The organism is Tsuneonella suprasediminis (genome assembly GCF_003605755.1).
In the GTDB taxonomy this organism is placed as follows: Bacteria; Pseudomonadota; Alphaproteobacteria; order Sphingomonadales; family Sphingomonadaceae; genus Tsuneonella; species Tsuneonella suprasediminis.
The window spans coordinates 641,330-653,062 of the sequence record NZ_RAHJ01000018.1 but is presented as its reverse complement, the minus strand read 5'-3'; the positions used below and the strand labels follow the sequence as shown (position 1 = coordinate 653,062).

The 11,733-nt window shown below is 61.1% G+C and carries 8 protein-coding genes and 1 pseudogene; 4 read left to right on the top strand and 5 right to left on the bottom strand.

Features of this window, described 5'->3' with window-relative positions; all coding sequences use genetic code 11:
* Positions 1-55: 55 nt before the first annotated feature.
* On the top strand, positions 56-1,027 hold the full coding sequence (locus D6858_RS09065) for a type II secretion system F family protein (RefSeq protein WP_120109195.1): 972 nt from the start codon (positions 56-58) through the stop codon (positions 1,025-1,027).
* Positions 1,028-1,037: 10 nt separating this feature from the next.
* The gene (locus D6858_RS09060) at positions 1,038-2,045 is read left to right on the top strand and encodes a type II secretion system F family protein (protein ID WP_120109193.1); all 1,008 of its coding nucleotides are present in this window, start codon (positions 1,038-1,040) and stop codon (positions 2,043-2,045) included.
* A 69-nt stretch (positions 2,046-2,114) separates the two neighbouring features.
* Here the strand turns inward: D6858_RS09060 and D6858_RS09055 are convergent, their stop codons facing one another.
* From D6858_RS09055 to D6858_RS09035, 5 genes and pseudogenes are all read right to left on the bottom strand, one after another.
* On the bottom strand, positions 2,115-2,606 hold the full coding sequence (locus D6858_RS09055; protein ID WP_120109191.1) for a MarR family winged helix-turn-helix transcriptional regulator: 492 nt from the start codon (positions 2,604-2,606) through the stop codon (positions 2,115-2,117).
* Positions 2,607-2,650: 44 nt separating this feature from the next.
* Positions 2,651-3,517, bottom strand: a pseudogene (locus tag D6858_RS09050) (phosphorylase family protein).
* A 12-nt stretch (positions 3,518-3,529) separates the two neighbouring features.
* Positions 3,530-4,402 (bottom strand): crotonase/enoyl-CoA hydratase family protein, encoded by an 873-nt coding sequence (locus D6858_RS09045; protein WP_120109189.1) that lies wholly within the window; start codon positions 4,400-4,402, stop codon positions 3,530-3,532.
* Between the two features lie 167 nt (positions 4,403-4,569).
* Positions 4,570-5,355 (bottom strand): SDR family NAD(P)-dependent oxidoreductase, encoded by a 786-nt coding sequence (locus tag D6858_RS09040; RefSeq protein ID WP_120109187.1) that lies wholly within the window; start codon positions 5,353-5,355, stop codon positions 4,570-4,572.
* Between the two features lie 116 nt (positions 5,356-5,471).
* Entirely contained in the window at positions 5,472-6,644 is a 1,173-nt protein-coding gene (locus D6858_RS09035; protein ID WP_120109185.1) for an acetyl-CoA C-acetyltransferase, read from the bottom strand.
* Positions 6,645-6,955: 311 nt separating this feature from the next.
* On the opposite strand from D6858_RS09035, the gene D6858_RS09030 reads away from it, so the two are divergent.
* Positions 6,956-10,138, top strand: coding sequence for a TonB-dependent receptor domain-containing protein (locus D6858_RS09030; RefSeq protein ID WP_120109183.1), 3,183 nt, complete (start codon positions 6,956-6,958; stop codon positions 10,136-10,138).
* A gap of 84 nt (positions 10,139-10,222) precedes the next feature.
* Positions 10,223-11,731, top strand: a complete 1,509-nt coding sequence (locus tag D6858_RS09025) for a putative 2OG-Fe(II) oxygenase (protein ID WP_120109181.1) — start codon at positions 10,223-10,225, stop codon at positions 11,729-11,731.
* Positions 11,732-11,733: the final 2 nt, after the last annotated feature.

Below are 11,733 nucleotides of genomic sequence, written 5' to 3'. Positions count from 1 at the left end.
CCGTTGCGCCGCGGGCCCGGCGAACACAATCGGGCGGCAATAAGCGAGAATACCGATGAATGTAGTGCAGCTTCTGATGTTGGCAGTCGGCCTGATGGCAACCCTTGGGCTTGCCTATGCCGCGTTCTCCGGGCCCTCCCCGGCGAAAGAAGGTACGCGCCGTTTGGAAGCCGTCCGCTACCGTCATTCGGAAAGTACGGACGCAAAGGTCGAATCGCAGCTTAAGAAGGCCATCGCTGCGCGTAAGCCCAAGATGCACAAGGTCGCCGGATCCGGATCGAAGATCGAAGCACTTGCAGTAAGGCTCGACCGGACCGGCAAGAAATGGACCATTTCGCAGTATCTCTATGCATCGCTGGGCATCGCCCTTGCATTTGCCGTTATCATGTATCTGCGAACCGGTGCGCTGATGTTGTCGCTGGCTATCGGTATGTGCATCGGTGCCGGTATCCCGCATCTGGTGGTGAACTTCCTCATCAAACGACGGACCAATGCGTTTAACTCCAAGTTTCCCGATGCGATCGAACTGTTGGTTCGCGGCTTGCGATCCGGCCTGCCGGTCACCGAAACGCTGACAGTCGTCGCGCAGGAAGTGCCCGGCCCTGTCGGCATCGAATTCAAGGGCATCGTGGAACGTATTCGCATCGGCCGCACGATGGAGGAATCGCTTCAGGAAACAGCCGACAGGCTGGGCATCCCTGAATTCAATTTCTTCTGCATCACTCTAGCGATTCAACGCGAGACCGGGGGCAATCTGGCGGAAACGCTGTCGAACCTTGCCGACGTGTTGCGGAAACGGGCGCAGATGAAGCTGAAGATCCGGGCGATGAGCTCTGAATCGAAGGCCTCGGCTTATATCGTGGGTGCTCTGCCGTTCCTGGTTTTCGTTATGATCTGGTGGATCAACCCGGAATATGTCGGCGGCTTTTTCACCGAAGATCGCCTGATCGTGGCTGGCCTTGGCGGGCTGGTCTGGATGTCGATCGGGGTGTTCATCATGGCCAAGATGGTCAGCTTCGAGATCTGAGGACGCGGTAATGATCAACAACGCACCCGGTCCGACCCTTCTCGGCATCGATGTCATGTTCGTTGGCACAATCCTTGCGGGGGTTGCCGCCATGATGGTGATGCTCGCGATTTATGCTGCAGTCACAGTCAAAGACCCGATGGCGAAGCGCGTGAAGGCTCTCAACGAGCGGCGCGACGAGCTGAAATCGGGCATAGTTACCGCGAACGCCCGCAAACGGCAGAGCCTCGTCCGCAAGACCAACCAGACCGAGAAGGTCAAGGAAACGCTGTCGAGCATGAAAGTGCTCCAGCAAAGCCAGATCGAAGTGATCCAGCAGAAGCTGGCATGGGCCGGATACCGCAACAAGGAACTGGCTGTGTTCGTGATTTTCGCGCGCATGGTCATTCCCATCACGCTGGGCGTGCTTGCATTTCTGGTGTTCTACGTTTCCAGCATGTTCCCCGAATGGGGCAGCATGAAACGTCTGCTGGCGCTGACCGCTGCAGTGGGCCTGGGATACAAGCTGCCCGAACTGTTCCTGCAGAACAAGGCGACCAAGCGCACCGACGCGATCCGCAAGGGGTTGCCCGATGCGCTCGACCTGCTGGTGATCTGCGCAGAGGCCGGTCTGACGGTCGATGCGGCGTTCAACCGTGTCGCCAAGGAACTGGGCCGCGCTTATCCCGAACTGGGTGACGAATTTGCCCTGACCGCCATCGAACTGTCATTCCTCAACGAACGCAAGCAGGCGTTCAACAACCTTGCCTATCGCGTGAACCTCGAAGCGGTCAAAGGCGTGGTGACGACAATGGTGCAGACCGAACGATACGGCACGCCGCTGGCGTCGGCTCTGCGTGTTCTGTCGGCGGAATTCCGCAACGAACGGATGATGCGCGCCGAGGAGAAAGCAGCGCGTCTGCCTGCGATCATGACTGTGCCGCTGATTTTGTTCATCCTGCCGGTGCTGTTCATCGTCATTCTTGGCCCGGCGGCCTGTTCGATCGGTGATGCCTTCGCCGCGAACAACGCCCAGTAATCACCCAATTGTCGGGGCTGGCCTCGCGTCGGCCCCGACTGGGGGATCAGCAGTGCGGACGCGGACCAGTCAGGTGGGATCTTCCATCGTGTCAGGCATCGTATCGGGATCGAGTTCGCCCGCCGCTTCGCGCACGCGGGCAAGCAGATGGCGGAAGCTTTCCTGTTCCGCATCGGTGAAGCTGGCGAACAGCTTCGCTTCCATCTCCAGCGCCAGCGGCATGATCCGCCCGTGCATTTCGCGCCCGGCATCGGTCAGCGCCAGATGGTGCGATCTGCCATCGGCGGCGTTGGCACGACGCGCGACAAGATCGCGATCTTCCAGTTCGCGGCATGCGCGGTTGACGGCGACCTTGTCCATCAAAGTGGCCGAAGTCAGTTCGCGCTGAGTCATGTCGCCTGCATCGCCCAGCACGGCCATCACCCGCCATTCAGCGATACGCAGACCGAAACGCGCGCGATACACTTCCGCCACACGCGTGCTGACCGCGTTGGATGACACCGACAGAAGGTACGGCAGAAAATCCGTCAGGCGGGTATTGGTTGCTTCAGATTCTCCCATGATTTTCGTTACTAGGGAAACCAACGCGCTTGGCAAGTGGGCGTTCAGCGCAATACACGTTTAGCTATTGCGTCGAGCTGCGTAATAATCTTCCATTCGCGGGCATCCGGGGCTGTCGCCAGCGCTCCGTTCAATGCCGTATCGGCAGGCACCGGCGCGCGGTCTTCCGGCAGCAGGCCTGCAAGCGCCACCATCGTCGCGCGCGCAGTGGCTGCATTGGCTTTCATCGTGGCGAACACATCGGCCGCTTCGACTCCAGCCGCTTCGTCCCGCCAGGCATCGTAATCGGTCACCATGCCCAGCACGGCGTATGGCAGTTCCGCTTCGCGTGCCAGCCGCGCTTCGGGCATGGCAGTCATGCCGATCACATCGGCGCCCCACTAGCGGTAAAGGCGGCTTTCGGCGCGAGTGGAGAACTGCGGCCCTTCAATCGCGATATAGCACCCGCCACGATGGACCTCTGCCCCCGCCGCCTGCGCCGCATCGCCTGCCAGTGCGGACAGCCGGGCGCACACCGGGTCGGCCAGCGAGACATGCGCCACCATGCCGGCCCCGAAGAAGCTGCGATCACGCCCCTCGGTGCGATCGATAAACTGGTCGACTGCCACGAAATGCCCCGGCGCCAGCTCTTCGCGCAACGAACCGATGGCCGATAGCGAGACGACATCGGTAACCCCGCATCGTTTCAACACATCGATATTGGCCCGGTAATTCACAGAGGAGGGGGAGAGGCGGTGCCCTGCGCCATGCCGGGCAAGGAACGTGAAGCGCACCCCGCCCAGCTTGCCAGTGGTAACCGGGCCGGACGGTTCACCGAACGAAGAAGAGACAGTAATCTCTTGCGCGTCCTCCAGATCGAGCCCGTCGTGCAGGCCCGATCCGCCGATCACTCCGATATGCCAGGCGTCCATTCGCGATGTGTCCTATTCGAAATCCGGTTCTTCCCACCACGGGTAGAAGTCCGGCATCTGACCGCTGACGGTGTCGGGATAGACCGGACTGCGCTTTGCGAGGAAACTGGCCACACCTTCCTTCGCATCGTCGCTGCGGCTGAGGCGATAGATTGCGCGGCTGTCGATCCGGTGCGCCATCATCGGATGGTCCAGAGCGGAAAGCCGCCACAGCATCGCCCGCGTCATCGCCACCGATACGGCAGAGGTATTGTCGGCAATCTCGCGCGCCAGTGCCCGCGCCGCGCCAATCAGCTCGCCCTGCGGGTGAACCGATCGCACCAGCCCTGCGGCCAGCGCTTCCTTCGCGCCGAAGATGCGCCCGGTCATGCACCATTCCAGCGCGGTCTGCATCCCGACCAGCCGGGGGAGGAACCAGCTCGAACAGGCTTCCGGCGTGATGCCGCGCCGGGCAAACACGAACCCGAACCGGGCATTGTCGCTCGCCAGCCGGATATCGAACGGCAACTGCATCGTCGCACCGACACCCACCGCGACACCGTTACATGCGCCGATCAGCGGTTTCTGCGAATTGAACAGGCGCAGAGTCAGCCGCCCGCCACCATCGCGCACCCGTTCATCCGACAAGTCTTCAACCGGATTGGGATCGGAGAACACGTGGCCGCCCCCTTCCGGCGTCAGGTCGGCCCCGGCGCAAAACGCCTTCTCCCCGCTGCCGGTCACGATCACTGCCCGCACGCTGTCGTCGGCGTCGGTTATGTCGAGCGCATCGATCATCTCCGCCATCATCGTGCGGGTAAACGCATTCATCTTTTCCGGGCGATGAAGCGTGATCGTGGCGATGCCGTCCGCGATGTCGAGCTTGATCTGGGTGTAGTCTTTCATGGCCCTCTCTTTTCAATATCTTGGCTGAGACATGGACCACATGGGCCACTGTCCTGGCGCAAAAAAGAAAGCGCCCCGTTCCGTGCCGGAAATGGCAGGCGGAACGGGGCGCTCTGAATGGTCATGGCGGGCAGGTTATCCCCTGCCTCGCCAGTAGGAAACCTGCATCAACGCGGAGCCATGCGGATCGCGCCGTCGAGGCGCACGTCTTCGCCGTTGAAGTATCCGTTTTCGATCATGCACAGCGCCAGCTTGGCATATTCTTCGGGGTTGCCGAGCCGCTTGGGGAACGGAACGCTGGCGGCCAGCGCTTCCTTCACCTGCGGCGGTGCGGCATTCATCAGCGGGGTGTTGAAAATGCCCGGCAGGATCGTGTTCACGCGAATGCCTTCGTTCATCAGGTCGCGCGCGATCGGCAGGGTCATGCCGATTACCCCGCCCTTCGACGCCGAGTACGCTGCCTGACCGATCTGGCCGTCTTCACCAGCGACCGAGGCGGTGTTGACGATGGCCCCGCGCGAACCGTCTTCGTCCAGCGGATCGACCGACATCATCCCGGCCGCCGACTTGGCAATGCAACGGAAAGTGCCGACCAGATTGATCTGAATGATGAAGTTGAACGCATCGAGCGGAAATTGCTTGATTTCGCCCGTGTTGCGGTCGCGGCTCGCGGTCTTGATCGCGTTGCCGGTGCCCGCGCAGTTGACCAGAATACGTTCCTGCCCATGCGCTTCACGCGCTTTGGCAAAGCCTGCGTCAACGCTGGCATCGTCGGTCACGTTCACTTCGCAGAATACGCCGCCGATTTCCTCAGCGACTTTCTTGCCCTTGTCTTCCTGCAAGTCGAAGATCGCGACTTTCACACCTTTGGCGGCAAGCGCGCGGGCAGTGGCTTCGCCCAGACCCGATGCGCCGCCAGTGACGACTGCGGGAGTATTGGCACCAATTTCCATAGTTCTCTCCTAAGACTGAAATTCACACATTGGTCCGATGTCTTCGGTGCGCGCACCTTCGAACCGCATTCGCCCGGCTCGAAAACCGACGCGCGCGGTCGCGGGGCGAGCGCCGATTACACCGCTTCGATAATGGTTACGTTCGCAACACCGCCACCTTCGCACATGGTCTGCAAGCCATATTTCTTGCCCCGTGCGTGAAGCGCGTTGAGCAGCGTGCTCATCAGCTTGGTCCCGCTGGCGCCCAGCGGATGCCCCAATGCAATCGCGCCGCCGTTGACGTTGAGCTTCTCCGGGTCGGCGCCGGTGTGCTTAAGCCATGCCAGCGGCACGGTCGCGAACGCCTCGTTGACTTCGTACAGATCGATATCGTCGATCTTCAGCCCGGCGCGGGCCAGCGCCTTGTCGGTGGCGAACAACGGTTCTTCCAGCATGATCACCGGATCGCCTGCTGTCACCGTCAGCGTGTGGATGCGCGCTCGCGGTGTGAGACCATAATCCTTCAGTGCCTGTTCGGATACGATCAGCGCCGCACTCGAACCATCGCAAATCTGGCTGGCGCTGGCGGCGGTCAGAACGCCGCCTTCCTGCAACAGCTTGACCCCGGCGATGCTCTCCAGCGTGGCATCGAAACGGATGCCTTCATCGACGGTATGCAGCGCTTCGCCCTCGGGCGTTTCGATGCGGATCGGCACGATCTCACGCTCGAACGCGCCTGCTTCGGTGGCGGCGACAGCTTTCTTGTGGCTGGCCAGCGCGAACCGGTCGCAATCGTCTTTCGACAGGCCGTGTTTCTGCGCGATCATTTCCGCGCCCATGAACTGCGACCACATGATACCGGGATACTTTTCTTCCAGACCCGGCGATTTGTAGTGGCCCATGCCCTCTTTCATATGGAAGCTGGCGCTGGAGCCCATCGGCACCCGGCTCATGCTTTCGATCCCGGCGGCGATCACCGCATCCTGCGTACCGCTCATCACTGCCTGCGCCGCGAACTGGATCGCCTGCTGGCTCGATCCGCACTGGCGGTCGATGGTTACCGCCGGGGTCGCTTCGGGCAACAGCTTGCTGGCCAGCACGGCGTTGCGCCCCACCTGCATCGCCTGCTCGCCCGCCTGCGTGACGCAACCCATGATGACATCGTCGACTTTGGCCGGGTCCATCCCGGTCCGCTCAACCACCGCATCGAGCGAGGCCGCCGCCAGATCGACCGGGTGAACCCCCGCCAGCCGCCCACCCCGGCGCCCCCCGGCCGTGCGAACGGCATCGACGATATAGGCAGTGGCCATAATGACTGGTCCTCTCTTGAAACTGTTTGGTGTTGGGTAAGTGGGGTTTACGTTAAGGTCAAGCACCAACGCCCGCACCCTGCCGACCTGCCCATTCAAGAGGACTCATCGCACTGGTACAACAGCGTTACATCCATGTTGCAACGAAGACACATGAGTCACTAGAAACCTGAAAACAGCGCGTTTCGTGTTGCGAGGCGGACGCAGCTGACGCAATCTTTAGTCAGTGGAAAGTGTGCAATTGCGCTCACTTCCCGAATACGACTTGTAAACGGCCGACTATAACGGCCTTACCAAGGGGACTAAATTTCATGAGGGATTCTACCATCCTTAAAGCTGGCGTTGCACCGCTGGCTGTCAGCCTCGCCATGCTGGCGACGCCGGCGATGGCTCAGGATGCGACCGACGATCAATCCGTCGGCGTTTCGCCTGCTGCCGGTGCAGACGCAACCGAAACCGCCGGGGCGATCATCGTCACCGGTACCCGCATCAAGCAGCCTAACCTCGAATCGGCCAGCCCGGTTACCGTGATCGGCGCCGCGGAAGTTACCCAGACGGGTACGACGCGCGTGGAAGATCTCGTCAACGCGCTGCCGCAGGTTTTCGCATCGCAGGGCTCCAACATTTCGAACGGTGCCTCGGGTACGGCGACGCTCGACCTTCGCGGCCTTGGCGATGAACGTACGCTGGTTCTGCTGAACGGCCGCCGCCTCGTTCCCGGCGATCCGACCACGTCGGCTGCCGACATCAACGTGATCCCCGCCGCCATGCTGAAGCGGGTCGACGTTCTGACCGGCGGCGCTTCGTCGGTTTACGGTGCGGACGCGGTTGCAGGCGTTGTGAACTTCATCATCGACACCGATTTCGAAGGCTTCAAGCTCGACGTTCAGTCGTCGATCTACAACCACAAGAGCCGCAACGATCCGTCGATCACCAACGCTCTGGACGCTCGCGGCTTCGGTTATCCGACCGGGATGAACACCGACGGTGCATCGTTCGATGCCACGGCGGCATTCGGCACCAGCTTCGACGATGGTCGTGGCCACATCATGGGCTACTTCGGTTATCGCAAGATCAACCCTGTGCTTCAGGCCAACCGCGATTATTCGGCCTGCGCCCTGTCAGCGAGCACAGCAGCAGCTGTGGAAGGCGGCGCGAACAAGTACACCTGCGGTGGCTCAGGCACTTCGCCAACTGGCACGCTTTACGCTTACAGCAGCACCGATCCGCGGACCAGCGACTTCACCTCACTGACCTATCAGTTCGGTGCCAATCGCACGATCCTTCCCGGTGCGACGCCGTACAACTACGCACCGCTGAACTACTTCCAGCGTCCTGACGAACGCTACACCGCCGGTGTGTTCGCGGACTACGAAATTTCGGAAGCGCTGCACCCCTACATGGAGTTCATGTTCATGGACGACCGCACGGTCGCCCAGATCGCTCCGTCGGGTAACTTCGGAAACACCCTGTCGCTTAACTGCGACAACCCGCTCCTCAGCCCGGCGCAGAAATCGGTTGTTTGCGCCAACGAAAACCTGCTGGTCAGCCCATATCCGGGCGATGCGTTCTTCGTGGTCGGCAACGCCGCAGTGGAAAATCAGGCTCGCATCGATCGCGATATCGGCGAACCGCCGCTGGGCACCACCCCGTTCAACTTTATCGATCAGGCAACTGGCGCCACGTACCAACGTGGTTTCGCACAGATTCTGCGTCGTAACGTTGAAGGCGGCGCGCGTCGTGACGATCTCCAGCACACCAGCTACCGCGCTGTGCTGGGTACACGTGGCGATCTGGGTTCGGCATGGTCTTACGACATTTACTACCAGTACGGCCGCACCAACTTCGCTGAAACCTACACCAACGACTTCTCGGTCACGCGCCTCAACCGTGCACTCGACGTTGTGCTTGGTCCCGATGGCGTCACTCCGGTCTGTCGCTCGACGCTCGACGGCACCGATCCGAACTGCGTTCCCTGGGATATTTTCAACCCGGGCGTAACCGCCCCGTCCGCCGCATCGATTGCTTATCTGTCGACGCCCGGATTCCAGCGCGGCATCAACACCGAACAGGTGGCTTCGGGTTACTTCAGCGGCGCACTCGGCGAATACGGCATCAAATCGCCGTGGGCGAACGAAGGCATCGGCCTCGTAATCGGTGCCGAATACCGCAAGGAAAAGCTGGAGTTCTATTCGGACACGGCATTCCAGACCGGCGATCTCTCTGGTCAGGGTGCAGCAACTCTGCCGGTCGAAGGTTCGTTCGATGTGAAGGAAGTCTTCACCGAAGTCCGCATTCCGCTGGTTCAGGATAGCTGGATTTATGACCTGCAGATCACTGCCGGTTACCGTTATTCGGACTATAACACCGGCAATCAGACCGATACTTACAAGATCGAAGGTGAGTTCGCACCGATCCGTGACATCCGCTTCCGCGGTGGTTACAACCGGGCCGTTCGCGCACCGACAATTCAGGATCTGTTCGCACCGCAACGCGTCGTTCTCGACGGCACGACCGATCCGTGCGCGGGCTTCGCGATCACGGCGGCCGACACCGGCTGTCTGGCACAGGGTTTGACCGTTGGTCAGGTCGTGGCCGCGAACCCGGCAGGTCAGTACAACGGCCTGATCGGCGGTAACACGTCGCTGGAACCTGAAAAGGCCGATACCTACACCGTTGGTGTTGTGCTTCAGCCGAGCTTCCTGCCCGGCTTCAGCGCTAGCATTGATTACTTCGACATCAGTGTGAAGGAAGCGATCAGTGGCATCGGCGCTGATACGATCGTCAACGTTTGTACTGAGACAGCCGATCCGTTCTTCTGCGGGCTGATTAACCGCGACCCGTCAGGTTCGCTGTGGCGTACCTCGCAAGGATACGTAAGTAACCTGTCGCAGAACATCGGAGGAATTTCGACCTCGGGCATCGACGTCGCGGCGAACTACACTGCTGATGTTCTCGGCGGCCGGTTCAGTGCTTCGTTCGTTGGTACGTACCTCAACGGCAGCAAGGGTTATGTGGTTGACACCGGAGTTGATATCCCGAACGCGGACCAGACCTACAGCTGCGTCGGTCTGTACGGTAACGTCTGCGGCACACCGACGCCGAAATGGCGTCACCAGGCTCGCTTCGGCTTCGACCTCCCGTCGGGCGTGGGCATGTCGGTTCGCTGGCGCCACTTCGACGGCGTGACTCTGGATGCGCTGTCGTCGAACACCAACCTGAGCAACACCAGCAGCAACGGCCCGGCTCCGGGTGGTGTTGCGCGTCCGGGTGTGGCCGCGTTCCCGTCGGTCGATTACTTCGATCTGGCGCTGACCTGGGATGTGGGCGATCACTACAAGTTCCGCTTCGGCGCGAACAACGTGTTCGACAAGGCACCGCCGGTCACCGGCAGCCAGGCTTGCCCGGCTGGTACCTGTAACGGCAACGTCTATGCACAGACCTACGACGCAATCGGTCGTTACCTCTACGCAGGTGTGACGCTGGACTTCTAAGTCGTTCACACACAACGAAACAGAAGATGGCGGGCCTTCGGGTCCGCCATTTTCATTTGCGGCACTTGTTTGTATTGATTCCAGATGGACCGCACCGCAGCCACCCGGATCGTTTCCGCGTTTCCCATCGACGATGCGGCGAACGCGTTCTCCGCCGGGCTCGACCTCATCCGAAACGATTATCCCGAACTGTTGCTGCCCTGCGCGCGTGAGGCTGCGCGCCGCCATTCGCGCGATGCGCGGATGCATCAGTTGGTGGGGATCGCGGCGCGTAATGCAGGCGAAAGCCGGCTGGCGTACAAGGCATTCCAAAAAGCGGCCAAATATGCCTCCGCCGACCCGCTTATCGCACACTCGCTCGCCCGCACCGCGATGGAAGCGGGCAAACCGGCAGTGGCCTTGTTCGAAACCGCCATCCGCCTTGCCCCGCAAAACGGCGAAGTCTTGCAAGGCCATGCTGCCGCGCTGATCGCTGAAGGCCGCGCTCAGGATGCGATGGAGGGGCTTTCTGCTATTCTTGGCAACAATCCCGGGTGGCTGGAGGGTCATCGCGCCCTCGCCCACCTTCGCGGCCAGCTCGGCTTACCGGCTACGGAGGCGCTCGACCGATCCTTGATCTCGCATCCCGGCGCTGAGCCTCTTCACCATCTGCGGGTTTCGCTCTTACTCGAAACGCCGGACCCGATTGGCGCGCTCGACGCGCTTAAACAGGCACGGCAAACAATCGGAGAGCGGGGGTGGATATCCCTGCTCGAAGCGCACGCGACATCCGAGGCCGGGCAGAAAAGCGCGGCCGAAACACTATTCGCGCGCCTGCCTTCCCCTACTACGCCAAACGATGCCAGTCTGCACGCACGCTGGATGCTACGCAACGAGCGCGGCGACGACGTTCGCGCGCTTGCAGAGCCACTGCTGCATCTGGACACAGACCGAATTCTGCTGCCGTACCTCGCCTTGGCATGGCGACTGACCGACGATCCGAAAGCAAAGTGGCTGGAAGGAGATCCGGCACTGGTCAAAGTGATCGAGCTGGCGGACAAGCTGCCCAACCTGCCAAAGCTGGCCGAACACTTGCGCTCTTTGCATTTCGCCAGCGCGGCCCCGTTGGATCAATCGGTGCATGGCGGAACGCAAACCGACGGCAATCTGTTGCTTCGCGATGAGGAGCCGATCAACGAACTCCGCAAGGTTTTGCGCGCAGCGGTCGCAGAATATGTGGACGGTTTGCCCCCCGCCACGGACAATCACCCGACCGCCATCGCAGTGCGTGAGCCGCAGCGCATTGCCGGATCGTGGTCCGTGCGATTATCCGGCAGCGGTTTTCATCGCGATCACGTCCACAGTCAGGGCTGGATAAGCTCTGCATTGTACGTCGCGCTGCCCGATCTGGCAGATCAGGGCCATAAGGCAGGGTGGCTGACGCTGGGCACGGAACATGATCTGTTGCCATCGCTGCCCCCGCGCCAGGTTGTGGAGCCGAAGGTCGGCAGACTGGTCCTGTTCCCATCAACGATGTGGCATGGTACGCGACCATTTACCGAAGGCGAACGGTTAACCGTCGCGTTTGACATTGCCCGCCCGAAACAGACCTGAGG